Here is a 25634-nt window from a genome sequence, read left to right on the forward strand (position 1 = left end):
GAATATTTAGTCATTTTATCTTGCAATTTGCCTGTTCTACTCTATTCTTTAGTAATTCCGACTTCCTTTATTTTTCCCCCAGTAAAAAGCCATGGAATAACTCCCCTCCAAAAGGTTCTAATATATTTTCAACTAAATGGATTACTTGATCCTTTTCTCCTGTCTTATAAAAACAATCAAATGCTTCTACAAATTGGTTTGCAAATGATTCATCATATTGCTTGAGAGAACGAACTACCCATTTTGATGTGCCAATCCATTGACGGTTTGCTCTTAAGATAAATTCACTTACCAATTCAGCAAGTGTATTGGCTATAAAGAGTTCCTCTGCCCGATTCGTACAGCCTTTAAAATCATCGAGTGCATCCGTAATAAAATAACGCTTCGTATTGATTATTTCGGCTGTCCATTCTTCTGGACCTTTAGCCAGTATTTCTTTAGCCTCTTTTTTAATCGAACCGATTATTCCGCAATCTTTTAAGATTATCCCTTCAGAAATCATTCTTGACAGTGAAGGTCTTGCCCTTTCACAGTCACTTTCAACAAACAGTTTATAAGAGGTTAAATTATATACGAACATTTCAATAGGCCATCCAAATTCAACTAATGACTCTCGATAGGATGAACTGATATTTTTATCGAAAATAACGATATCCAAGTCAGATGTTTCAGTTGCTTCACCCCGAACAACGCTCCCTGCCAATAGAGCACCCTGACAGTTTGGAAAATAAATTTTAATAAACCGTTGCCCGGCTTCAATTGGACTTATTTTATTAAATCCACCCATTGACTCACCTCTGATTCGACAAATTTCTTAATTATTTGATTCTACATTGAGATATGAAATACCTTCCAAAAACCAAAGCTTTATCGAAAACAAAAAAGAACTGGTTGACAGCTCTTGATTTTATTTAATAGTTTCCCATTCTTCTCGCAATAAGCCCATTCTAATTGAATCGTAATATTCGTTATCATAGAAACGGCATTTTCTTAACCTTGCTTCCATTTGCATACCTAATTTTTCTCCAACTTTGATCATTCGCTGATTACCAGACCAGGTTGTGTACCCTACACGAACTAAAGGCATCGTTTTAAATAAATGGTCAATCCATAATTTTAAAGCTCTCGTACCATATCCCCCATTCCAATATTGAGGATTATATATACCAATGCCCATTTCTAGCCACTTTGACGGCTCATGCTCCCAGTAATAACTGACTGTACCAATTATTTTTCCATCTACTTCTATTCCCCAGTAGTAATCTTGATTGATAATCTTATCCCTTTTCTTCAAGTAATCATCATACGATATAGACTTATGTTCAAAATAGGGGGCATCCCACTTTTTCCATTCAGGAGATTCTTCTTTATAAACTAATTCCCATAAAGAATATAAATCTTCTTCTCTGATTGGCCGAATAATTAACTCATGATTCTTATACATATGTATAATTGAGCCCCTTTCTCTTTTTAAAACTTAATAAGATTAAGCTATTTGAATGGTATTCCTGTTTATTTATTTTCATCTATATCTCCAATATGAATCTGCTATTTCTTTTCAATCTCGTATAAATCCTCCCTCTGAATGTATAATCTGACCTGTTATCCACTCTCCTTCTTGAGAAGCAAGGAAGCCAATCATACGGGCTACATCTTCAGGTACACCTATACGTCCCATTGGAAACTTAGGTAAAAGATGTTCCCGAATCTCATCTGTCATCCATGTTGAATCAGTAGGACCAGGGTTTACAGCATTGACTGTAATTCCTAATGATGCCAGTTCAGCGGACAATGACCGAGTGAACGCTGAAATAGCTCCTTTTGTGGCTGCATAAGCTAATTCGTCAGGCATCGCACCCAAGTCCTGACCTGATGTCATATTAATAATTCTGCCTGATTTATATCCAGCATTCTTAAAACATCGAGCAAATTCTGTACATAACAGAAAAGTAGTCCTCATATTAACGGCATAATGGTCATCCAAAGTTTTAGCGTCCAGATTTAGATACCCATCTCTTGTTGAATGAGCTGCATTATTAATCAATATGGAAGGTACACCTAATTCCTCTGAAATACGCTTAATTGTTTCGGAGGCTGCATTTGCATCTGACAGGTCAATTTCCATGCTTTTGCAACGGACTCCGTTAGTTTGTATTTCATTAAAAAAGATTTCAGGCCATTCTTGTTCTGCTTTCCAGTATGTAAAAAATATATCAGCTCCCTGTGAAGCTAGTTTTCTGCAAATGGCCGTCCCAATATCCCTTGAACCACTCGCACCTGTTACTAAAGCTATTTTCCCATGCAAAAAAGTCATGTATTTTCCCTTCCCTAAAGCAATTTGATATTTATACTAGGTATTGTGATTAATCATAATTAAAAACCCATAATTTAACAATAAAAAACCAACCATATATATACTGGAATAAATCTAAATCTGACAAACTAATAATTGAAAATAAAGAAAAAAAGGGGAGAGAGAGTCCCCCTTTTAGGTACGCGAATAAAATTATAAAAAGATAGACAAGACTGTTAAAATACTAATCGATCCCACCACTACAAGCATGACATTGGCTCCAAGCAAAGAAAGAATGATAGCTGACATCCCACCGATTAATCCTATCCAAATGTTTTCCTGTATAAAAAGCACACCAGGAAAAATCAATGCACCCAGCGTTGCGTAGGGGATGTTTTGTAAAAAACCTTCCCAAAATGGAGAGAGCTTCATTTCTTTAAACAAAACAAAAGGCAGCATTCTTGGTATGTATGTAACGAGGGCCATCCCTAATATAAGTATAAAACTAGATGCCGTCATTCACTTGTCCTCCTTTTGCCAATCAACGTATACATCCATTCAACCAGAAAGGCTGATAAAAGCGTTGCCACAATAATTGACCAGCCGGTGGATAAAAGACCCGTTACAGATAATATTGTGTTAAAGATTGCTCCCATACCAGCAAGGAGGAGGATTTTACGGCTTTTCGCCAATGCTGGCATTAACAGAGCAATAAACATCGCATAGAGGGCAATACTCATACTTTCCTGTAAGGCATGGGGCAAACTGGCTCCGAACAAATAACCAACTCCCGTACAGAGAACCCAGCTTACATAAGCAATTCCTCCAAGGCCGAACATATAGCCCGCTGTTATTTTCCCCTTTTTAAAGGATGCGACCGAAAACGTTTCATCTGTAATACCAAATGAATAAATAATCTTTTTCCATAAAGGATCATTCACAGATTTTAACTGAATGGATGTCGCCATTAATAAATGCCGTATATTTAAAATAAATGTAGCGACAATAATACCAATTACACCTGTACCGAGTGACAGCAAATTTAATGCTGTGTACTGAGAAGCACCTGCATATACCAATATACTCATAGCTAAGGCTTCCCCAAATGTTAGTCCCGATGATTTGGCAAGCAGACCAAATGTTAGCGCGATTGGAAAATATCCTATCGCAATACTGATTCCTGCCTGAATCCCCTCCTTAAAATCCGATACACTGCGCTCGGCAACCTGCACCTCCATGACATACTCCTTTCTTAGTCTCTTACGTCAAGATAAAATAAGCTATTCCTAATAATTCAAGGGTTTTTACTCTTATCTACCAAGCTTCTGTAAGAGATTTACGTATTTTACTTATTCTTTTAATGGTTATACCAAAAGTCTGTCTTATCGAACTTATCTTTTGTATTGGAATTTTTTGAATATTGTAGAATTACATTCATCCCTCATATAATGGATTTATGATGAAGATGAAAGTAGGGATACTTATGCAAGGTAATGAAAAAACATTAGGATACGTACGAGTAGTTATTGATGAAGTTGGCAAAGTAGCACATATTTGTCCAAACACTCTGCATCATCCTGATCCAGACGAACAAGAACGTTTACAAAAAATAATTTCAGTTAATCACTTAGATGAAGTTTTCTCTAAAATGGGCCATTCCTATAAAGATTGCCAGGTTTTAGTCGTATTCCACGAAAACAATAACCATGTATGTGTAGAGCATTCTATGACGATTCAACCAAATTTCAAAAGCTTCTGGAGAGAGAGAATCACCAAAAAAATCGAAAAGCATCATGAAAGCATGCGCGATGAAATCCATATCCAGAGCCGAATTGATTTGTGGGAAGATACATACAAAGAAACATTTGTTCCAACAAGAAAGGTTGGCTAAAATAGATGGAAACAGCAAGCATAATGCTTGCTGTTTCTGTTTGTTTACTCCTATACATCTATTATCCCAACAAGCTCCTATCAGAAATTTGCGTATTCCGTTTTAGTTTTTGGAATTCATTCAATAACTGATCAATGGTTAACGTTTGTTTAGAGTTTTGATCTGCTTCATAAATAATTTCACCGCTATCCATCATGATTAATCGATTGCCCAAATCAAGGGCCTGCTGCATATTGTGGGTTACCATTAAGGTTGTCAATTTATGTTCTTTTACGATTTTTTTCGTAAGTTCGGTTATAAGCTGAGCCCGTGATGGATCGAGTGCTGCAGTATGCTCATCAAGGAGGAGTATATCCGGCTCTGTAAAAGTAGCCATTAATAAGGATAGCGCCTGTCTTTCCCCTCCTGATAACAAGCCGACCTTCGCAGATAATCGGTTCTCCAGACCTAAATGAAGCTCCTCTAGTTTTTCTTTAAAAAACAGTCTGCGCTTATTTGTAACCCCGAAACTGAGCCCTGCTCTTTTTGTTCTTGCATAGGCAATGGCCAGGTTTTCTTCGATTGTCATCGTCGGAGCAGTACCTGCCAGCGGATCCTGAAAAACCCTTCCTATTTTTCGGGCACGGCGGTGTTCTCCCGCATACGTCAAATCGGTTCCGTTAAGGATGATTTTTCCTGAATCGGGCAGGATTTTTCCTGAAATTAAATTCATAAGTGTGGATTTACCCGCTCCATTACTTCCAATTACCGTCACAAAATCTCCCTGCTTCAATTCAAGATTAATCTGATTTAATGCCATTTTTTCATCAGGAGAGCCTTCATTAAACACTTTTAATATCTGACTTAGTTGCAGCAAGCTGCTCTCCTCCATTCTCATTTATACTAGGTTTAACCGTTTCTGTATTCAATTCTTTCATTCGATTGCGTCTTTTCCGGGATTTTTTCGTACTGTCTATCCATTTTGGAATAAGCAAAGCAATAATAACAATTACAGCCGTAATTAGTTTCATATCTCCCGCTTCAAGAAACTCCACTTTAAGCGCAAAGGCTACAACCAATCGATATAAAATCGCTCCGCCAATAACCGCTAAGGTCGCTCTGGCAATGGATTTAGAACCGAAGACTGCTTCCCCGATAATAACGGATGCAAGCCCAATGACGATCATTCCAATCCCCATTCCGACATCAGCAGACCCAATATACTGTGCGACAAAAGCTCCTGATAAAGCGACCAGCGCATTGGCGATTCCAAGTCCCAGCATTTTCGTCATATCTGTATGAACCGAAAAGCTGCGCACCATTTGCTCATTATCTCCAGTTCCTCGAATGGCAAGGCCTATTTCTGTTTTCAAAAATGCATCCAGTAACATCTTGCCTACGATAACAAATAAAATCATCGGCAATACAATGGACCATGTATGCGGAATATAGCCTTCTAATCCAATGTTTGTGAAAAGTGATGCAATCCAGTTATCAATTCCAAGACTCGCCCACCATGTACCAAGCTGAGTAAAAATTGTATCCTCTGATAATAAGGATACATTTGGCTTACCTAGAATTCTTAGATTAATAGAATATAAGGCAATCATCATTAAAATTCCCGATAACAGTGGATTAATCTTCCCTTTTGTGTGCAGTAACCCCGTAATTATTCCTACAAAGAACCCTACAAATATCGCCGAAAACGTAGCAAGGATAGGACTTGTTCCGCCTGTAATTAAAATGGAAGCGACGGCCGCCCCTGTTACAAAGCTTCCGTCCACTGTCATATCAGGAAAGTTAAGAATTCGAAATGATAAGTAAACACCTAAGGCCATAATGCTATAAATAATGCCGGCTTCCACCGAACCAAAAACAGATGCAAACACGTATTAACCTTCCTTTCTGTTTGGATTAATTACGGCTGAAGAACCTTATTCCAGAAATTCAGCTTCCTCTTTAATTTTAGTAAGATCTATCTTCATTTTTTCAGCGGCTGATTTATTAATAACTAATTTCAAATCATTCGGTGCTTCAACAGGCAAGTCCTTCACCTCTTTTTCACCCTTCAGTAATTGCACAGCTTGTTCCCCCGCCTGATAGCCGATATCATAATAATTGAAGCCATATGCTGCAAAGCCGCCTCTTTTAACTGAATCCAATTCTCCAACAAATAAAGGAATACTTTCTTTTTCTGCAACCTGGATCACAGACTCAAGTGCGGATACAACTGTATTATCTGTAATGATATAAATAGCATCTACTCTACCCACCAAAGAATCTGCAGCTTGCTTTACTTCAGAAGTGTTTGCAACAGAAACCTTTTCAACAGACACTCCATTTTTCTTTGCTTCATCTTCAACAGTTTTGACCTGAACCTCCGAATTTTGCTCACCGGCATTATAAATCGTTCCTATTTTCGTATAGCCCATTTCTTTTATCACCTTCACTGTATTAGGGATCGCTTCAGGGTGAGTATCTGTTGTTCCCGTCACATTTTTATCCGGTGCTTCCATGCTGGATACCAATTTTGCCCCTACTGGATCTGTAACAGATGTAAATACAATCGGTATATCCTTTGTAGCATTGGCTGCAGTTTGAGCACTTGGAGTAGCATTAGCAAAGATTAAATCGACCTTTTCACTCACTAAATTAGTAGCAATCGTTTGATTATTATTTAACTCCCCCTGAGCATTCTGTTCATCATATTTAATGGACAACCCAGAATCCTCAAGAGCCTTTTTAAATCCCTTTGTGGCCTCATCAAGCGATGGATGTTCAACAAATTGAGAAATCCCTACTGTATACTGTTTTCCTTCTCCATTTTTCTCACCTTCGCCGGACGATTTATCATCCGAACCACAGCCTGCAAGTGCAATGGTTGATATTACAGCTATACTTGCCAATAAACTTTTCCATTTCATGATATGCTCCCCCGCCCTTTATCGCTTTTATGCTTTTATTCGTTAAATTATAGCCTGAAAATTTTAGAATTGCAATAAATAATATAGAATATTCAGACAATAAAGCAGTGGCATATCTGTAAAAATTGAAACTTAAACTATAATATGCTGTTTTTTAGCTGGGTGAGTAGGTTGATTAGTTTTAGCAGGATAAGACCCATAAAAATAATAGATAAATACGGATTAAGCAAAAAAAATTCCCGCATCACTGCGGGTCCAAAGTTCGTTTTTCTATTTTGTTTGCTGCAGCACAGTATTTCTTAAAGCTCTGCGTAAAATCTTACCTGTCGTATTTTTAGGAAGCTCCTCCATAAATTCAATCGATGTAGGTACTTTATATTTTGCTAAATGCTCATGGCAATAGTTGATTAATTGCTCTTCCGTTAAATCTAGGCTTTTGGATACTACAAAACATCGGATGACTTCTCCAAGATTCGGATCCGGAGCCCCTATTACAGCTACCTCCGATACTTCGGGGTGTGCAAATAAAACTTCTTCAACTTCCCTAGGATAAACATTAAAGCCACCGACAATAACCATGTCTTTTTTCCGATCAACAATATAAAAATATTCTTCATCATCTGCACGAGCTAAGTCACCAGTATATAACCAACCATCCTTAATGGTAGCTGCAGTTTCTTCTGGCATTTTATAATAGCCCTTCATGACATTTGGACCTTTAACAATCAATTCCCCAACTTCACCCGCTGGAACCTCTTCACCCAATTCATTTACGACTTTATTCTCAACATGAATGATGGATTTTCCAATAGAGCCAGGTTTTCTAGGGCGATCAATTGGGTTAAAACAGGTAACTGGAGATGCTTCTGAAAGACCATATCCCTCTGACACAATAACATTAAATTTCTTCTCGAAATTTGTTAATAACGCAACCGGCATAGCTGAACCTCCGGAAATACAGAACCTGAGAGTTTTAAAGCTATCTTGATTAGCCTCGGGATATTGCAATAGATAATTGAACATAGTAGGCACACCTGCGAAAAGGGTTACTTCATATTTCTCGGCCACTCTGAACACTTCTTGTGGACTGAATTTAGGCAGGATGATTAATGTACCTCCATTTATTAGTGGCGCATTTAAAGAAACCGTTAAACAAAATACATGGAACATTGGCAGCACCGTAATAACACGGTCATCTTCATTGATCTGTAAGTAATCTGCTACATCCCGGGCATTACTATAGAGATTTTTATGCGTAAGCATAGCACCCTTTGGTTTACCGGTAGTCCCTGAGGTGTACAAAATAAGGGCGGTGTCATCTTCCTCCACTTTCGGGGCAGAAAATTGTCCGGTAGCAATTTTGAGTATATCTGTAAACGGTTTCATTTTGTCGCTGATAGATAGGTTCTGAGGCAATTCATCTGGTCCTGTACCGGACGGACAAACAATCACATGATTAATATCTGGCAGTATCTTTCTCATCTTATCAAACATAGGAATCAGCAAATCCAATGTGATTACTGCTTTTACATCACCATTTTTCAATATGTAGGCTATTTCATCCGGTGTATACGTTGGATTAATCGGAATAGCCGTTGCGCCCAATCTCATTAATCCATATAAACCAATTATGAAATGCGGTGAATTACCTAATAATAGAGCAACATTATCTCCTTTGTTTACCCCTAAACTCTGAAGACCATCAGCAAACCGTGTAACAACTGCATTCAATTCAGCATAACTCGTTTCCTGATCCATAAAAATATAAGCTGGTTTTGTTTTAAACTTTTCTGCCGTTTCTAGAAGTTGGGTTGATAAATTCATATTATTCCCTCCCCTGTTAGAAAGGTGTAAGTTTTGTTAAAATATTCTAAATACACCCAATTTTTATTATAGAAAAAGAACTAGGTATAAGCAACTATTTAATCGAAATCATAGATTAAGCAATCCCTACATTCACAATATTCATAAACAGGATAATTTACCTATAACCTTTATGTTTTCACAAAAATATCGTATTTTTATTGATATAGTTATTTGTATAAATAAAAAGCTTCAAACGGATTTAACCCATTAGAAGCTTTTTGATAGAAAGTATTTTCACTTTTTATTTAATATAAAAGATTAACAAAATCCTCTTTTGTGATATTTCCAAAATAATGACTGATATTCACATCTTTCAATGCATTTTCTAGTTCAGATTTTGAAAATCTAACACCAACTAATCGTTTTTGGATTTCTTCTACATCACCCACTCCAAAGAAGTCACCAAATATTTTGCATTCCTCAATTTTACCTTTAGCTACCTCTAAGCGAACATCTATTTGTCCAACTGGGAAACGATGAGAATGCTGAATATTAAACTTAGGTGATTTTCCATAATTCCAATCCCATTGTTGATAACGTTCTTCAGAGATTTCCATAATTTTTTTCCAGTCTTCATCAGTCCATTGATATTCTTGTACATTCTCCATTCCACCAAAAATATGTTCAAGTAGCTTTTGGCGGAATTCTTCCATAGTCAATGGTTCAGACAGGAACTCGGAAATATTGGCAACTCTTGAGCGAATGGATTTTATTCCTTTTGATTTAATTTTATCTTCTTTCACCTTTAAGGCCGAAACCACATTTTCAATTTCACTGGAAAGCATTAATGTTCCATGGCTGAACATTCTTCCCTTAGTGGCAAATTGAGCATTTCCTGAAATTTTGCGTTCTCCAACTACTAAATCATTACGACCACTTAATTCAGCATTTACGCCTAGTTCCTTCAATGCTTCCACCACAGGTTCAGTGAACTTCTTATAATTATGGAAGCTTTCACCATCATCTTTAGTGATAAAGCTATAGTTCAAATTACCGAGATCATGGTAAACCGCACCGCCGCCGGAAAGTCTGCGGACAACAATAATATCGTTCTCTTCTACATAATCACTGTTGATTTCCTCAATTGTATTTTGGTTCTTTCCAATAATAATGGATGGCTGATTAATATAAAATAATAAATATGATTCATCAATATCCAAATGTTTTAATGCATACTCCTCAATTGCCAAATTAATACGTGGATCTGTTATTCCTCTATTATCTAAAAATAGCATTACTCAATCCCCCTAAAATTAAATATAAATTTGTAAACCAGTCTTGGCTAAATCAATCTCACCCTTATAGACTTTTGCGGCTTGCTTTACCAGATCATTCTGATTCCCGAAGTGCGGCAAATGGGTCAAGATTAAGGTTTGAACTGCTGCATCCCTGGCTATTTCTCCGGCTTGAATGCTGGTTAAATGACCGGCCCTTTCAGCCATATCCATGCCCTCATAAAAATTGCACTCGCATAGTAAAACATTCGCATCCCTGAAAAAAGACACGAGTTCAGGAAAATAGGCTGTATCTGCCGTATAAGCCAATCTTTTGCCCCCTGCTTCAATAACATAAGCATAGCATGGAACGGAATGCTTCGTCTTAAGTGCCTTAACATGGAAAGGACCAATTTGAACAGATTTCCCTTCCACAATAGGTTCCCATACAGTCTGGCTTTTATATGTCAGAGTAACAGCTGTAGCTTTATCTTCCGTATGAGCATATATAGGCAATGGCTTTTTTTCAATTCCTACCATTTGATCGATTAATAATGCATGCTGCAGGACCCCTATATCTGCAATATGATCTGTATGAAAATGTGATAAAAGAACGGCGTCCAAATCGCCTGGTCTTATGTATTCCTGTAACTGAGATAATACTCCGCTTCCACAATCAAGCAGCAATTTAAATCCTTCATGCTCAATCAGATAACCCGAACTGGCTTCTTTCTTCCCAGGATAGCCGCCCCAAAACCCGATAACTGTTAAACGCATTTTATCCCCCCATTAAAAATCAATCTAACTTTATATTGTTTGTTGGCAAATGGCTGTAACGAAATCTATAAGCTATAAAATTCCTATCGTTCTTTCTCATAATCTGTCCTTTTCCATTAATTGCATGCAATTATAACCAATTTCATGGTTATGACTTCGCAAAATTTAATATAGCTTCACACTCAATATATAACAATTAGCCTATTTTTTCATCTTTTTCAAAATTGTCTTAAAACAGTGTTGACTTTCCATATCTGTTATAATACAATGACATTATCAAGCAGTTATATAACAGATTCGAAAATGGATTATCTGTTATAAATCAATTAAAAAAACGGAGGTTTTAAACATGGTACGAAACGTTATGGAATTCTTCAGAAATTTGCCCCCTAAGAAATGTTCAGAATGCGGTGAAAACATTGAAGAACAGCACGAATGCTACGGAATCGTCTGTGATAAATGCCTGCGTCATGTATCTGAATAGTCTTTAAATAATGTTAGCAGCAATCCCCTTTAATCCTGGGGTGCTCATATCGACTGTATTCATACAGTCCCTGATTTTTTAAATTCCCTCTATTTTGCGATTTGCAAAAAACCAGCCAATTATATATGGCTGGTTATTTTTTAGGTTATTTTTAAAGAAAACATAAATAAATCATTCATTTATAAATTCACTTGATAAGAGTTCCTATAGTAAGAAATCCTTTATTGATGTTAACTTTTCAACATATAGCTAAACAATGGTCTGCTTCTGCTTTAAACCCTTTATCAATTCGAATTTCGGTTCTATAGAAGAAAGAATTGTTAATCTCCCCTTTGAAAAAAGACAATAATCCATCTTATAATTCCAATCAACACTATAAGAATTCCATTTGCTATTGTAATAAGTCCTAAAAACGCTCCAAGAATAATAAACATAGCTCCGAAAAATTAGCATCCTATCTACTATGGATTAGCTCTAATAATGAAAATATAGAGATAGTTACCGATAGCGATAAATATATAAAATTATCAAAGCAAGATTCAACAGACCTATATAAAATTTTAACAGGGGAAACATTAATGAAATAATTCTATATCTTTTATTCCTATCATGGATGTAGCGTTTGTTGATAACAAGTATAGCCCTTCCTTTACATCTCAGATTAATAGTAACAATAACAGCAATCTCTATGAAAACAGTCTTTATAAAGAAACGCTCAAACGGTGGTTCACATCATTTGAGCGTTTCTTCGTTATTAGACTGTCTTCATTGTATTTAGATAAGAAATAACTAGGTTCTAAAATGCAATCCCTTCTAAATAATAGATAGCCTATGTTTTTACACAGCTATCTGTTCTCCCCCGTTGCCGCTAGGGATTGAATCATCGTCATATCTCCAATTTTATTATTCAAGGTGATTGCCTCCTTCTGAATGTGGGTATAAAGCTGTAATAGGACTCATATATAATACTTCAGAAGCTAAGGAGTGATTGAATATGATAACCTGGATGCTGGCCTTTATATTTTTTATCATACTATTAATAATCGGTGAAACGGCAGGTAATATCTATTTAACAAAATTAATACAATCTTCACATGATCTTGAGGATGCAGCATTGAAAGAGAATTAAATATTTTTCAGCTGATTCTTTTTTATAAAACAAAATGCTGTTCGTAGAGGTTATTACTAATAGCTTAATAAAAAGAGACTATTTTGGTGCCATATCCGAAAAGTTAGAGTAAAACTAACTCCTAGGGTGCGACACCTTATTTGCAATCGCCTGCGTTATCTCTATTTTAATTAACCACTATAGAATTATCTAATGTATTCACTGATATTAATAAAATTCCCTTTGAACTAAACTGTCCTTCGTATTATAAAAAGGGCGTTAATCCGTCTTGGGTTAATACCCCACATAGTTGAAGGGGAAAATTATTTATGGTACTCCATTAACCAACAGTCCTGAAATTCCCCTTCGTGCAATTCATTCTTAGGCAGTATTTTAACCTTTTTAAATCCACATTTTTCATAGCATCTGATAGCCCTTGTATTTCTTAATTGAGGGTCCATCACTACTCTTTCAGCTCCTTTTTCTTCAGTTAAAAAATAAACCATAGATGATACAAGTAATGTTCCAATCCCTTTATTCCAGTAATCTATTTCCCCAATAAATTGGTCAGTACCAAAAACATTTTCTTGAAAAAATCCATAGTCATTTTTTGTGTCATCACCCAATTGGTAAAATTGAATATATCCAATTTCGGTATCATCGATTTCCACAATACATCTCACTTCACTATCTTCAGGTGGATAAAAAGCTTTTTCAACTTTTTCTAAATTAAATGGGTTGTCTCTACCCTCATAAAATTCGAGAACCGTTGGGTGTGATAGCCATTTTACCAATAGATATTTATCCTTTTTTTCTAATCTTCGAACCTTTAGATTACCATTTTGAAACAGCATAAATATTCCTCACTTATTATTTATAATAGATAGGTAATTCGTTTCCTTATAGGCAAATTCCTGCAATTAGCTAGCTATCCAGCTAATCCTTCCCCCGATAGTTAAATAAGAAGTAAGTTTAATTAGAAAACAATATCTACGAACAGAGCCCAATAAAAAGATATAAAAAATCCGATTAATTCTTCTCCATAATAAGAGGAATTAATCGGATTTGTTTATTTTGTAAAGTTATAGATTTTTTTCTTTAATAAATGTAAGGACCTGATTCATGGCAGCAATCCCCTGATCAATACAGTCAGGCATTCCAATACCATGATAGGATGCTCCGGCCAGATAAATTCCCGGAAGCTCCTTGTCCATTCTTTCTTTAATCATTTTTAAACGATCTAAATGACCGACTTCGTACTGAGGCATCCCTTCATTCCAACGAGTGACGATGGTGAAATCCGGTTTTTCAGTAATTTGCATGATTCTGTTTAAATCATCCAATACAATTTGTTCAATTTCACCGTCTGATAAGTCTACGACTACCTCATCACCGGCTCTTCCTACATAACAGCGCAGTAAAACCTTGCCATGAGGCGTAGTATGCGGCCATTTTTTATGAGTCCATGTACAAGCCGTAATCGTATAATCACTGTTTCTTGATACAAGGAATCCTGTTCCATCAATATCCTCTTTAATCGCGCTTGCATCAAATGCCATTGATACCGTTGCAACCGATGTGGAAGGTATTACCTTAAACGGCTCAAACATCCCATAATCCGGCAGCATTTGCGGAACAGCCTGATGGGGAGTAGCCAATATAGCTGAAATGACAGGTAACCGATCCCCATTATTTAATGTCAGCATATATCCTTCACCTGTTTTAATAATCCCATCAACTCTCGTCCCTTTAAGGATTTGATTTGCTGGAAGCTTTGCTTCAATGGCATCCGTCAATGATTGCAGCCCTTTATTAAAGGTTCGGAACATACCAATTTTGCTATCTCCTGCTGATTTATTGTCTTGTGATACTGGTTTTTTAGGACGGTTCTTTTTTGTACCCAATACAATGCTTCTGTATTTCTTCTCCAATTTTAGCATATCAGGAAACGTGGACATTGTGCTTAACTTGTCGAGATCGCCTGCATAAATTCCTGAAAGAAGAGGCTCAACCAGATTCTCCACTATCTCATCCCCAAGACGGCGCCTTAAAAATTTCCCTAATGGCTGATCGCCTGGCTCTTTAGAACGCGGCAGGATAAAATCCATAGCTGCTCTCATTTTACCTGATAGAGAAAACAGCCCCGTTGTAATAAACGGCCCTATCTCCGTAGGAATCCCCATAACCGATCCACCCGGAATTGGATGAAGGTTATCCTTTACGAGAATATAAGATTTCCCTGTTGAATTTGGAACAATCGTGCTTTCAAGACCCACTTCTTTCGCCAATTCTGTCATGCTCTTCTTTCGAGCCAAGAATGAATCTGGGCCTCTTTCAATGACAAAACCGTCACGTTCTACCGTTTGCATTTTACCGCCAAGCCTAGTTGTAGACTCTATTAGAATTACATTATATGGAAGATTGTCTTCCTTTACTTTTTTATCAAGGTAATAGGCTGCCGTCAGACCCGCGATTCCACCACCAATGATTGCAATATTTTGTTTCGTTGAATCCAATTTTATCGCCTTCTTTTCATTGTTGGTTATCAGTTAAGCTCCATTTTTTTCATAACTGCATCAACCATGGCATTGATGAAATCAGGATGCGTATTCGGCATGGCAGGGCGATAGTATGTTGCGCCTATCTCATCCGTAACCACCTTACATTCATAATCATTGTCATAAAGAACTTCCAAATGCTCAGCCACAAAGCCAACCGGTGTATAGACAAACGCTTTATATCCATGTTGTTCATAAAGATCTCTTGTCAAATCCTGAACATCCGGTCCAAGCCATGGATCAGGTGTATTTCCGGCACTTTGCCAACCAACCGCATAGTTTTCAACGCCTGCTCCTTCAGCAACCAGTTTTGCTGTTTCTTCTAATTGCTGTTCATATGGATCGCCTAGCTGTTTAATTTTTTCAGGTAAGCTATGTGCAGATACGATTAATACCGCTGCTGATCTTTCCTCCGGAGTCATTTGATTAAATGCTTCTTTTACATGGTCAACCCAATATTTAATGAAGTTTGGTTCTTTGTACCAGCTTTCAACTGAAGTAATTTTCATGCCATATTTATCAGCAACATCTTTTGCACGTCCATTGTATGATTTAATGCTGAAAGTGGAATAATGAGGTGCAAGCACAATGCTAACTGCCTCCGTGATTCCGTCAGCATGCATTTTTTCAACAGTATCTTCAATAAATGGCTCAATATGTTTCAAACCTATATAAGCTACAAATTCATATTGATCCTGTACTTTATTTAGCGCTGCTTCCAAATGAGCTGCCTGATCTTCCGTTGTCTTTCCAAGCGGTGAAATCCCGCCAATCGCACGATATCTTGAAGTCAAGTCTTCAAGCATTTCTTCAGACGGCTTTCTTCCGTGACGAATATGTGTATAATAACGCTCAATATCTTCTTCCTTATAAGGTGTACCGTATGCCATTACTAATAAACCGATTTTTTTCTTTGTATGTGCCATTATTCAGCCTCTCCTTTTGATGTGATGATAGTTGCAGAATACTCATGTATAAATGCAGTCAGGCGTTTTAGAACTTCAGGATTCACCTCTGGGAAGACCCCATGTCCAAGGTTAAATACATGACCCGGTTCCTGTAATCCCTGTTCAATAATCTCTTTTGCTTTCTTCTCAATGGCATCCCAGGATGAGGTAAGCAATGCCGGATCAAGATTTCCCATTACTGTTTTGTTTATTCCGATATTTCTTGCTTCAGTAATGGACAGCCTCCAGTCAAGACCGACAACATCAAGTGGAAGGCTATTCCATTCCTTAGCCAAATGGCTTGCTCCCACACCGAACATAATCAAAGGAACTCGCACTTCCCTAAGTTCTGTGAATATCCGATTCATAATTGGTTTAATATAGTATTGGTAGTCTTGAACATTTAAGGCACCGACCCATGAATCAAATATTTGGATTGCTTTTGCGCCTGCTTTTACTTGAGCTTTCACATAGATAATAATGGTATCTGCCAGCTTATCCATTAATGCAAACCATGCCTTTGGTTCGGTATACATAAATGCTTTTGTTTTTGTATAATTCTTAGAAGGACCGCCTTCAATCATGTAACTTGCGATTGTGAAAGGAGCTCCTGAAAATCCGATTAACGGGACGGATAATTGTTCTTCAGTCAACAGTTTAATCGTATCGAGAATATAAGGAACATCTTCTTCTGGATTTAATTCACCAAGCTTTTCGACATCGGCTAATGATTGAATTGGATTGTCGATAACCGGACCAATTCCTGATTTAATGTCAACCTGTACACCAATTCCAGGCAGCGGAGACATAATATCTTTATATAGAATAGCTGCATCTACATCGTATTGTTCAACCGGTAGTCGAGTTACATAGGCTGCTAATTCAGGTTGATGAGTAATTTCAAATAAGGAATATTTTTCTTTAATTTTTCGGTATTCAGGCTGAGATCTTCCCGCCTGTCTCATATACCATACTGGAGTGTGATTTACCTTCTCTTTATTAATTGCTTTTAGGAAGGTATCATTGAATTTTTGTCTCAAAGCCGCTCCGCCCCTCTTTTTTACTATATATTTTATATTTTTTTCCTGAATTACATCGTTTAGGCATCAATAACAACTATATCCTTTCAGCCTTTCCTTGTATATAATCGTGAAAAAATTGTCAAAAAATAGACTTAATTTAAACCATTATAGTTAAATGCTCCTTACCTAACAGCAATGTAGGTTATGACTTAACTAATAATGGGTAAATAAAATGTTACAAATTAGAATAATTACTATTAACTAACGACTCCATTATACTAAAATATCTAATCAGGGGGCAAATAATGAACTTCTATATAACGACAGGAACCTTCAGCTTTTTAAAAAGGATACAAGATAAACGAGCAAATTTACCTCTTATTTTATTGAACAATCCTAAAACTGCCGCTCTGATTCATGAAACGGATCAGAAAACAATCTTTTCTTCAGCAAGAAAGTTCGAAGTTTTGGATGGATTCGGTCCACTTAAACAAGAAGGATTTTATGCTCTACATAATATACCTGTTTCTATTGAAGATCGGCCTGCATTTGAATTTGACCTTAAAAATAAATTAGTGTCCATCAAAAATGAAACTGGGATCCATGCGATGCGTATACTTAGCCCTATCAAATCTGATACCTATGTTGTTTTGACAAACTGGAAGAACGAACAGGCCTATGCAAAAGGGGATACAAGTGCACTAGTCCCAAATAAGTCCAGCCTTTTTAACACACAGGTATTGTTTACAGGCAGTCCTTACACTGTCACCTTTCATGCTTACAAAGAAGAAAACAAGTAGGGGAATGCAATTATCATATTTGAAAACCGTCTACAATGATAACCATACTGACATATCATCTATTTGGCTCCTTAATCATTGTTTATCCTTTTTTTAAAATGTCAATCTACTAAACTTATAGAAGTTTTACTAAATTTAGTTTAATAATGGTTAATTATGTAAATAAGGATACTAGGAAACCATGTCATTTAATTAGGGGGATTATATGGAAAAGGAGCTATTTCAAAGATTAGAAGATGATTTCAAAGAAATGGTGGCCATTCGCCGTTATTTGCATAAGCACCCTGAGCTTTCCTTTCATGAAAAGAAAACAGTACAATTCATAAAAAATTTTTATAAAGAATTAAATGTCCCTATCCGAAGCAATGTTGGAGGTGGCGGGATTGTGGCGACCATACATGGTAAATCCCCTGGCAGAACAGTTGCCCTGCGTGCAGATTTTGATGCCCTCCCCATCCAGGATGGAAAAAATGTCTCTTACCGCTCAACAGTCCCTGGAGTCATGCATGCCTGTGGCCATGACGGACACACAGCTTTATTGCTAATATTGGCCAAAGCGATTAAAGAAATGCAGCATCTGTTGGAAGGAACATATGTCTTTATACATCAGCATGCAGAAGAACTTGCTCCCGGTGGGGCAAAATTTATGATTGAAGATGGCTGCCTTGATGGTGTAGATGCCATTTTTGGAACACATCTTTGGTCTCCATTCCCTACTGGATCTATTTATATAAGCCCTGGCCCAATAACCGCCACTGCCGATCGGTTTAAAGTGACCATATACGGTCAGGGTGGTCATGGGGCAGAGCCTCATACTTCAAAAGACTCATTGGTCATTGCGTCAGAAATCGTATCTCTCCTGCAAACTATAACGAGCAGAAGAATTGATCCAATGGAAGCAGCCGTTTTAACAATCGGGAAATTTAAAGCTGGGGAAGCATTTAATATCATACCTGATAAAGCCTTTTTAGAAGGTACTGTCCGAACCTTTGAATCAGAAGTTCAAGAACAAATTATTGAGGAAATTGAACGAATTGTTCAAGGTGTCTGCCTGGCAAATAACTGCCAATATGAACTGAGATACTTCAGAGGATATCCTCCAACCATTAATCATCCATCAGAGACTGACTATATTGAATATAAGGCAACCGAAATCGTCGGATGCGAAAACATAAAAAAACTTACACCCCTGTTGGTAGGAGAGGATTTCTCGTACTATCTTCAACAGGTCAGGGGATCTATGTTTTTTACAGGCGCTGCTCCCGAGAACACAGATCACCCTTATCCACACCACCATCCTTTATTCGATTTTAATGAGAAAGCCATGTTAATTGCCGCAAAGACCTTGGGCAGTGCAGCCATCGGTTTTCAGGAATGGCGCTATTTCTAATCCCCTTACTTCCACCAGCAAATTTTATCTTCGACATTTTAATATGAAAAACAGAAAAACTGGCATATCTTTAATCGATGCCAGTTTTTAAGCCTAATAATTTTATTTTCAGCCCATTTCCTCTTCAGTAAACCATCTCATTTGATAAGCGTGTTTTGCCGTTTCACCCAATTGTTCAAGCAGCTGATGATTGGCCCAGGCTCCTACAATTGCGCCGATTCCCGGCACCAACTGCATCATTTTTATAAAGTCAATCGAATCCCGGTACTCCTGCTGAAAGCTTTGCCAATCAATTTCCTGGTACAATCCTTTTTTGTTTTCCCAGTCTTCAATCACTGGGAGAAGCTCTTTCCTTTTTTCTAAAGAAGAAAAAGCAAGCTGGAATACTAACAGGATAAATACTCTTTCCTCCCATTTTCTTGGGTCAAAACCATAAAGCTGAGAGATATTAAATAGATACTTTATTTTTATAGATAGAAGCAGTGGAAAGTCCGATAGACCAAGCAATATTCCTCCTGCCCCTGTTCCCGCTCCTTCAATGACTGCTGTTCTTCTATATATATTCAGCATAGATTGAGCCAGCTCTTCCTTTTCCTCGAGCGTATTCCCAACATGGTCTACTTTCTTAAAATAGGTTGAACCGTATAATACGCCGTCCACCATTGTTTTAATAGAAGAGCTAATTATATCATGTACTTTTTGAGGTATCTTTTGATTAATTGCCGTTTGGGCCTGTTTGGAGATACGCATTGCCATACTTGGCTTAGCGCTGATTTTCTTCTTCCATAACATCAAATCCTGCTTGGCTCTTTCCTCGTACCGTTCAGATGACATACAAAACCTCCAATGCCACTCACATTTTTTTCATTGCATACGGTCTGAAAATGAAAATGAACGCAAAACCACTCACTAATGTTACAATTGCCAATTTAACTCCTGCACCAATCAGAACCGTCATAAAGAAAATTAAATTTTGAATAACTAGAACGGTAATGAGCAGTCTAAGAACAGCCTTCCTTCTATAATCTGTATGCAATGGATAAAGATCCATCACCATTTTTTGATCATGATGATGCCAGATTGGCAGGAGCTGTAAACCTGTTATATATAAAAAGAGAATCGCAATAAATAATGTTCCCCATCCCAGATCTGTAAACAGGAATAAAACAGCCGCAATGAAAGTTAACCTCACAAATAAACCTAGATAGTCATTCGCTCTTACAAATGTTCTGGCATATAAATAGCTGAATGGATTGTTAGACTTACCCGAAAGAAGAGTCATAACACCACCAAGCCATCTTCTCTCTGAGATTTTTTCACGTAATTTTGGAACATCCGTAAACAAATTTGCTACTCGATAAAAAGCAGCCATTCTTCCATTCTCTAGCTCAATCAGCTTTTCCCAATGTAAACTTTCCTCTCTTGTGCTTTTCCAATAATAGAAGCAAAGCCCTCCTAAAAGAAGGAGGACAATTCCCATAAAAAGAAAAGACTCATTCTTAACAAGAAAATACACAAAAGCCGCATTTAGGACGAAACGGACTAATCCATCAACGAAAGATGCACTTTTTTCCCTATAGTACAAAACGAACCAGCGCGAACAAAGATTAATCCCCTTTACAATCAACAAAGATAGGAGCATCCACAAGAAGGATACCGTTTGTTCTTGCATTGTTTGCATATACATTGGCATTAATACAGCCAGAACCATGATAAGAATATAGCCCTGCATGACTAAGCTAAATATGATCGATTTTTTTATATAGGATGATAATTTTGACTCGATTGGCAGTAAGAACACTATGTCCGGATCGCGGAAAAACGTTGAAACCGGGCTAATTGTTGTAACTAATCCTAAGAGAATCGCCATAATCCATACGGTTGGAAAATCAGGACTTAATGTTTTAAGCCATTCACTGTAATAGAACCCCGCTCCTCCCAGCAGAATAATCATTACAAAGACCAGATGTCCATTAAATATGAACCGCAAGTATTTAGTTGTCTCCTTCAGATAATTATTAAAACGGTCCTTCCACAATGTTTCCCTATTCATGGCGATCTTCCTTTGTCAATTGCAGATAAATATCATCCAGGGAAGCTCCAGGCATGTTAAATTGATTGCGTAAATCTTCAATATTTCCTTTAGCCCGTACCTCACCTTCATGAAGAATGATAAAGGAGTCACAATATTTTTCAGCCGTAGCCAAGATGTGGGTAGACATTAAGATTCCTGCCCCCTGATTTTTCATATCCTTCATCATATCCAATAAGGATTGGATGGCAATCGGATCAAGCCCAACAAATGGTTCGTCAACAATATATAAAGAAGGCTCAGCAAGAAATGCACACATGATCATTACTTTTTGCTTCATCCCTTTGGAAAAGTGAGCTGGAAACCATTTCAGCCTTTTTTCCATTCGATATTCCTTTAATAGCTTTTCGACTCTTTCTTGATAAACAGACTCTTCTATACCATAGGCCATAGCAGTCAATTTTAAATGCTCTTCCAAAGTCAGTTCTTCATATAAGATAGGGGTTTCAGGCACAAATGAAAATTGTTTGCGATAGTTGTCTTTATCATCCTTAAACTGGCTTCCATTTATCTTGATTTCGCCATTTTTCGGTGTCATTAAACCAATAATATGTTTGATGATCGTTGATTTCCCTGCCCCATTTAATCCAATCAATGCGACAAGTTCATTGGGTTTCACTTCAAAACTCACGTCTTTTAATACAGGTGTTTTTGTGTAACCGCCTGTTATATGATTAATTTCAAGCAATGACATAGAGACAGTCTCCTTTTCTTTTTCTCCCTATCATTGTAACAAACGGTTCCTAAAACGGAAAACGCTAAAAGTAAATGTGGAACTTTTTTGGACATTTAATATGTATATTAGGAAAAAACATGGGCAATCTATAATCAGAGGGGAACAACATTCACTTTACTTCATTGATAAATGGGGTGTTGGTTCGCGATAACGTAAGGCTTTAACCTAGGGTTTGATCAGTGTACTTCTTTCGAAAATGGGGTGTTCGCTAAAGGCCTAGAACCTGAAATTGGGATCAATAATTCCAAGTGTTAAGGGGATGGTTGCATTGGACATAACATGGGAAAACGACAAAATTGCTTCATCTAAACGATTGGAGTAATTGTCAGAGAAGATTCTGTAAGAATATCCAGGAATTAAGCTTCCCCTCGAGGACTTAGGGGCGTAACATTATATGTTGCGTCCCTTTCCTTTTTTCCCGTTTTTGTCTGTGCTACACTAATACATAATGAATCAATAAATAGAAAGGATGTTAACCATGGAAGATTGTATATTTTGTAAAATTATTAAAGGTGATATCCCCTCTGCAAAAGTATACGAAGATGAGCATGTGATGGCATTTTTAGATATAAGCCAGGTCACTAAGGGACATACTCTCGTCATCCCAAAAGTACATAAAGAAAATGTTTATGAATTAACTCCTGAAATAGCAAGCCATGTGTTCCAGGTAGTTCCAAAAATAACTCGTGCCTTGAAGCAGGAATATCAACCGATCGGAATGAATGTTCTAAATAATAATGGTGAACATGCTGGACAATCCGTATTCCACTTCCACATCCACTTGATTCCACGCTATGGACAAAACGATGGGTTTGGCGCTGTTTGGAAAACACATACAAGTGAATATACGGGCGAAGACCTCGCTAATATTGCTGCATCAATCAATCAGCATATACAATAATAAGAAAAATGGCTTCCTTTCAATAGGGGAGCCTTTTTTTAATTTTACAGCTAAGAAGGCTGTCTGTCTTATTAGTATACATTCAAACAACCAATGTTCATTTTAAGATACAGGTGTTTTTTGAAAATAACTGTTAACTCAATTGTTAGAATTACAATAAAACGGTATAGTAAGTCGAAATAATGATTTGAGAAATATTTTAAAAATATACTATACTATTTTTATATTATTTATTTATTATTAGATGTAGATGTTACATAATCGTTCAGATAAAAAAGGTGTATTTCTTACAAGCCTATATAAATGCAATTGGAAGGATGATTTACAGTGATTAATATACTGGTAACGCTAAATTCCACTTATTTAAAACCACTTAAAGTAATGCTTCAGTCCTTGTTCCTAAATAACTCACATAAAACCTTTAAAATTTTTATTATGCATACTGATATTAAAACAGAAGAGATTCATTCCTTAGAACAATTTGTCCATAGAAATGGAAGTGAGCTTATAAGTGTTCAGGTGGATGATGGACATTTTCAAGATGCACCGGTTTTAATGCATTATACAAAAGAAATGTACTATCGATTATTGGCCTTCAAGTTCCTACCGAAAAATTTGGACCGAATCCTGTACCTGGATCCGGATATTCTTGTTCTAAACTCTGTTGATGACCTTTATGAGATGGACCTAGGCAATAATTTATTTGCTGCTGCCTGTCATAATAAAATATCAGTAAAAGGAATTAATCAAATCCGTTTATCCCCTTATGAAATAGATGCTTATTACAATTCAGGTGTATTGTTAATGAATTTAAAAGAACAGCGAAAAGTAATAAACGAGGATGAGATTTTTAAATTTGTAGAAGAAAATAAGAAAAAATTAATTTTGCCTGATCAGGATATATTAAACGCACTTTACTCCAAATATATTAAAAATTTAGAAGAAACGATTTATAACTATGACGCCAGATACTACAATTATTATAAATTAATGTCCAATCATAAGATGGATATGGATTATGTAATCCATCACACCGTGTTTCTCCACTTTTGCGGAAAGAAAAAGCCATGGAAACAAAACTACAACGGTAGATTCCATGCTTTATATAAACACTATGATAAAATGGCATTTCGTGGAGCATACGCTATTGGTCAAGAAATCATGCAGCCTTCTCTAAGGAGTAAGCCAATATAAGGCTGTTATTTAAAAGGCTGTTTCGTAAGAATTGTTGCTATTGTTTAATATTTTTTCTGAGTGTGAAAACAGCCACCTCCATACAGGAAGTGGCTGTACTTGTTATTGAACTAAAATGCCCAGATAGTTTAAGGACAAGAAATCAAATGCTCCTCATTGCTTGTCTAAATTCAAACATTACTATCAATTTCCTACGCGAGGTATAAAAACAGCCACCCCTATATAGAACGACTGTATTCCTTATTCAGTTAAAGCCCCTTCAATGGCCTTCGCATGTTGTTATTGCTCAACAGAAAATGAACTTGTGAATTCATTAATTTCTTTGTTCATTTCCTTAGAACGTGTCCAATGAAGATAGTGATGACCCTGTAAGACTACAACTTTACTAGCAGGATGATTAGTTAATTGTGTCTGATAAAAAGACACGTTATTCTTGCCATCCTCTAATCCCTTTTCTTCTTTCGTTGTAAAGAATAAGACTGGAATAGTAGATGGTAACTTCATATCAACGGTTTTATCAATATTTTCTTTTATTTCATTGGCTTCAGCAACAACGTTTTTGTTGTAACCCTTCCATGCGGAAAGTGCCTTGGTCATTTTTAAATTTTTTTCGGAATAGGTGCCGTCATCTGCAATAGGTAAAAAAACTTGAGAATTAATATACAATGCTAATCTAGCGATTCCGGTTGGTGCCAGATATTTTAAAAACTTAGGCATTTTAGGTGCATCCTCACTAAAATATTCTAAAGCATGTGGTAATGTCGGGTCGATTCCTATGATACCTTTAACTTCCTCTGGGTATGTATTAGCAAAATACATACTGTAAATTCCTGAAACTGAATGAGGCATCAGAATATACGGGCCTTGTATGTTTGATTTTTTTAAGGCTACTCTTATTTCCTCTACAATGTTTTCAACTGTCCGTTCTTTTTTGGTTATATCACTCCATCCGTATCCAAACGGCTCTACCACTACTACTTTATTATTTTTTGAGATTTCATTTATTAAAGGGTCAAAATCCAATGCTGGTGCTGCTGTTCCGAGCCCGCTTAATAAAACGATTGTGTCAGCGCCCTCACCCTTTGTATAAATGTGTATATTTTCACCATCCACTTCAACTACTTCCCCTATGGGTTGGTATTTTGTTTGTTCATATACTGTCATAATATTACTAAAGGTAATCCAAATAACAAACGCTGCTAGAATGGAGAATAAAATATTTCTTAAAACTATCCAAATTCGATATCTTTTTTTAGTTTTCTTCATTACTTTTTATGACCCACTTTCTTTTTATCTATCATAAGTTAGCAACAAGATAATAGAAATGAGCCTCAGAAGTATTTTAAGATAAGTCTTAAGCCTTATAAAACTCTACATCTAATTTCATAAAACCCTCAAGATAGAATCTCCCATATTAGAGTTTTAATTTATTCCATTAACCTGTGTTGATCCTAACAA

General features: G+C 36.7%; 26 protein-coding genes. 7 read left to right on the forward strand and 19 right to left on the reverse strand.

Annotated elements, in window-relative coordinates:
- Positions 1–67: 67 nt before the first annotated feature.
- The 5 genes from AC4BHP_RS10235 to AC4BHP_RS10255 form a co-directional block, all read right to left on the reverse strand.
- Positions 68–787, reverse strand: a complete 720-nt coding sequence (locus AC4BHP_RS10235) for a nucleotidyltransferase domain-containing protein (RefSeq protein WP_490552072.1) — start codon at positions 785–787, stop codon at positions 68–70.
- Positions 788–907: 120 nt separating this feature from the next.
- Positions 908–1444, reverse strand: a complete 537-nt coding sequence (locus AC4BHP_RS10240) for a GNAT family N-acetyltransferase (RefSeq protein WP_066101801.1) — start codon at positions 1442–1444, stop codon at positions 908–910.
- A 114-nt stretch (positions 1445–1558) separates the two neighbouring features.
- Positions 1559–2314, reverse strand: coding sequence for an SDR family oxidoreductase (locus AC4BHP_RS10245; protein WP_490552073.1), 756 nt, complete (start codon positions 2312–2314; stop codon positions 1559–1561).
- Positions 2315–2506: 192 nt separating this feature from the next.
- Positions 2507–2812: an AzlD domain-containing protein gene (locus AC4BHP_RS10250; protein WP_066101807.1), complete on the reverse strand. Its 306-nt coding sequence runs from the start codon at positions 2810–2812 to the stop codon at positions 2507–2509.
- The gene (locus tag AC4BHP_RS10255; RefSeq protein ID WP_066101810.1) at positions 2809–3531 is read right to left on the reverse strand and encodes an AzlC family ABC transporter permease; all 723 of its coding nucleotides are present in this window, start codon (positions 3529–3531) and stop codon (positions 2809–2811) included. The genes AC4BHP_RS10250 and AC4BHP_RS10255 overlap by 4 nt, the downstream gene beginning before the upstream one ends.
- 245 nt (positions 3532–3776) lie before the next feature.
- On the opposite strand from AC4BHP_RS10255, the gene AC4BHP_RS10260 reads away from it, so the two are divergent.
- The gene (locus tag AC4BHP_RS10260) at positions 3777–4184 is read left to right on the forward strand and encodes a hypothetical protein (RefSeq protein ID WP_066101814.1); all 408 of its coding nucleotides are present in this window, start codon (positions 3777–3779) and stop codon (positions 4182–4184) included.
- A gap of 61 nt (positions 4185–4245) precedes the next feature.
- Here AC4BHP_RS10260 and AC4BHP_RS10265 read toward each other — a convergent pair whose 3' ends face one another.
- The 6 genes from AC4BHP_RS10265 to AC4BHP_RS10290 all read right to left on the reverse strand — a co-directional run bounded on the left by AC4BHP_RS10265 (position 4246) and on the right by AC4BHP_RS10290 (position 10944).
- Complete coding sequence (locus AC4BHP_RS10265) at positions 4246–5040, reverse strand: ABC transporter ATP-binding protein (RefSeq protein ID WP_066101815.1); 795 nt, start codon at positions 5038–5040, stop codon at positions 4246–4248.
- Positions 5006–6052, reverse strand: coding sequence for an ABC transporter permease (locus AC4BHP_RS10270; protein ID WP_490552078.1), 1047 nt, complete (start codon positions 6050–6052; stop codon positions 5006–5008). Before AC4BHP_RS10270 ends, AC4BHP_RS10265 begins: the two co-directional genes overlap by 35 nt.
- Before the next feature lie 45 nt (positions 6053–6097).
- Positions 6098–7087 carry an ABC transporter substrate-binding protein gene (locus AC4BHP_RS10275; RefSeq protein WP_490552080.1) on the reverse strand — a complete coding sequence of 330 codons (990 nt, stop codon included), beginning with the start codon at positions 7085–7087 and terminating at the stop codon, positions 6098–6100.
- Between the two features lie 270 nt (positions 7088–7357).
- Positions 7358–8911, reverse strand: a complete 1554-nt coding sequence (locus tag AC4BHP_RS10280) for a fatty acid--CoA ligase family protein (protein ID WP_490552082.1) — start codon at positions 8909–8911, stop codon at positions 7358–7360.
- Positions 8912–9198: 287 nt separating this feature from the next.
- Positions 9199–10188: a lipoate--protein ligase gene (lplA, locus tag AC4BHP_RS10285; protein ID WP_066101822.1), complete on the reverse strand. Its 990-nt coding sequence runs from the start codon at positions 10186–10188 to the stop codon at positions 9199–9201.
- An 18-nt stretch (positions 10189–10206) separates the two neighbouring features.
- Positions 10207–10944 carry an MBL fold metallo-hydrolase gene (locus AC4BHP_RS10290; protein WP_490552084.1) on the reverse strand — a complete coding sequence of 246 codons (738 nt, stop codon included), beginning with the start codon at positions 10942–10944 and terminating at the stop codon, positions 10207–10209.
- A gap of 349 nt (positions 10945–11293) precedes the next feature.
- On the opposite strand from AC4BHP_RS10290, the gene yhfH reads away from it, so the two are divergent.
- Complete coding sequence (gene yhfH / locus AC4BHP_RS10295) at positions 11294–11428, forward strand: protein YhfH (protein ID WP_077247967.1); 135 nt, start codon at positions 11294–11296, stop codon at positions 11426–11428.
- 994 nt (positions 11429–12422) lie between these two features.
- Positions 12423–12557: a hypothetical protein gene (locus tag AC4BHP_RS10300; RefSeq protein WP_257468976.1), complete on the forward strand. Its 135-nt coding sequence runs from the start codon at positions 12423–12425 to the stop codon at positions 12555–12557.
- Positions 12558–12859: 302 nt separating this feature from the next.
- Here AC4BHP_RS10300 and AC4BHP_RS10305 read toward each other — a convergent pair whose 3' ends face one another.
- The 4 genes from AC4BHP_RS10305 to hemE all read right to left on the reverse strand — a co-directional run bounded on the left by AC4BHP_RS10305 (position 12860) and on the right by hemE (position 17081).
- Positions 12860–13390: a GNAT family N-acetyltransferase gene (locus AC4BHP_RS10305; protein WP_490552087.1), complete on the reverse strand. Its 531-nt coding sequence runs from the start codon at positions 13388–13390 to the stop codon at positions 12860–12862.
- 228 nt (positions 13391–13618) lie between these two features.
- On the reverse strand, positions 13619–15052 hold the full coding sequence (hemY, locus tag AC4BHP_RS10310; RefSeq protein WP_140461129.1) for a protoporphyrinogen oxidase: 1434 nt from the start codon (positions 15050–15052) through the stop codon (positions 13619–13621).
- Positions 15053–15081: 29 nt separating this feature from the next.
- On the reverse strand, positions 15082–16020 hold the full coding sequence (hemH, locus tag AC4BHP_RS10315) for a ferrochelatase (RefSeq protein ID WP_139891495.1): 939 nt from the start codon (positions 16018–16020) through the stop codon (positions 15082–15084).
- Complete coding sequence (hemE, locus tag AC4BHP_RS10320; RefSeq protein ID WP_066101841.1) at positions 16020–17081, reverse strand: uroporphyrinogen decarboxylase; 1062 nt, start codon at positions 17079–17081, stop codon at positions 16020–16022. The genes hemH and hemE overlap by 1 nt, the downstream gene beginning before the upstream one ends.
- Positions 17082–17368: 287 nt before the next feature.
- Here hemE and AC4BHP_RS10325 point away from each other — a divergent pair, with 287 nt between their 5' ends.
- Together AC4BHP_RS10325 and AC4BHP_RS10330 are read left to right on the forward strand one after the other, a co-directional pair.
- Positions 17369–17863 carry a hypothetical protein gene (locus AC4BHP_RS10325; RefSeq protein WP_066101844.1) on the forward strand — a complete coding sequence of 165 codons (495 nt, stop codon included), beginning with the start codon at positions 17369–17371 and terminating at the stop codon, positions 17861–17863.
- 205 nt (positions 17864–18068) lie between these two features.
- Positions 18069–19253: a M20 metallopeptidase family protein gene (locus AC4BHP_RS10330; RefSeq protein ID WP_139891496.1), complete on the forward strand. Its 1185-nt coding sequence runs from the start codon at positions 18069–18071 to the stop codon at positions 19251–19253.
- A 108-nt stretch (positions 19254–19361) separates the two neighbouring features.
- Here AC4BHP_RS10330 and AC4BHP_RS10335 read toward each other — a convergent pair whose 3' ends face one another.
- Genes AC4BHP_RS10335 through AC4BHP_RS10345 form a run of 3 tightly spaced genes read right to left on the reverse strand, consistent with a single transcriptional unit; the run spans position 19362 to position 22039 of the window.
- Positions 19362–20087, reverse strand: a complete 726-nt coding sequence (locus tag AC4BHP_RS10335) for an EcsC family protein (protein ID WP_139891497.1) — start codon at positions 20085–20087, stop codon at positions 19362–19364.
- A gap of 19 nt (positions 20088–20106) precedes the next feature.
- Complete coding sequence (locus AC4BHP_RS10340) at positions 20107–21306, reverse strand: ABC transporter permease (RefSeq protein ID WP_066101853.1); 1200 nt, start codon at positions 21304–21306, stop codon at positions 20107–20109.
- Positions 21299–22039 carry an ABC transporter ATP-binding protein gene (locus AC4BHP_RS10345; protein WP_066101856.1) on the reverse strand — a complete coding sequence of 247 codons (741 nt, stop codon included), beginning with the start codon at positions 22037–22039 and terminating at the stop codon, positions 21299–21301. The genes AC4BHP_RS10340 and AC4BHP_RS10345 overlap by 8 nt, the downstream gene beginning before the upstream one ends.
- Positions 22040–22559: 520 nt before the next feature.
- Between AC4BHP_RS10345 and AC4BHP_RS10350 the strand changes: the two genes are divergently transcribed.
- Together AC4BHP_RS10350 and AC4BHP_RS10355 are read left to right on the forward strand one after the other, a co-directional pair.
- The gene (locus AC4BHP_RS10350) at positions 22560–22982 is read left to right on the forward strand and encodes an HIT family protein (protein ID WP_066101859.1); all 423 of its coding nucleotides are present in this window, start codon (positions 22560–22562) and stop codon (positions 22980–22982) included.
- Between the two features lie 327 nt (positions 22983–23309).
- Complete coding sequence (locus AC4BHP_RS10355; RefSeq protein ID WP_139891498.1) at positions 23310–24176, forward strand: glycosyltransferase family 8 protein; 867 nt, start codon at positions 23310–23312, stop codon at positions 24174–24176.
- A 279-nt stretch (positions 24177–24455) separates the two neighbouring features.
- Here the strand turns inward: AC4BHP_RS10355 and AC4BHP_RS10360 are convergent, their stop codons facing one another.
- Positions 24456–25442: an alpha/beta fold hydrolase gene (locus tag AC4BHP_RS10360; protein WP_257468977.1), complete on the reverse strand. Its 987-nt coding sequence runs from the start codon at positions 25440–25442 to the stop codon at positions 24456–24458.
- Positions 25443–25634: the final 192 nt, after the last annotated feature.

The organism is Pradoshia sp. Z4_20 (assembly GCF_058216035.1).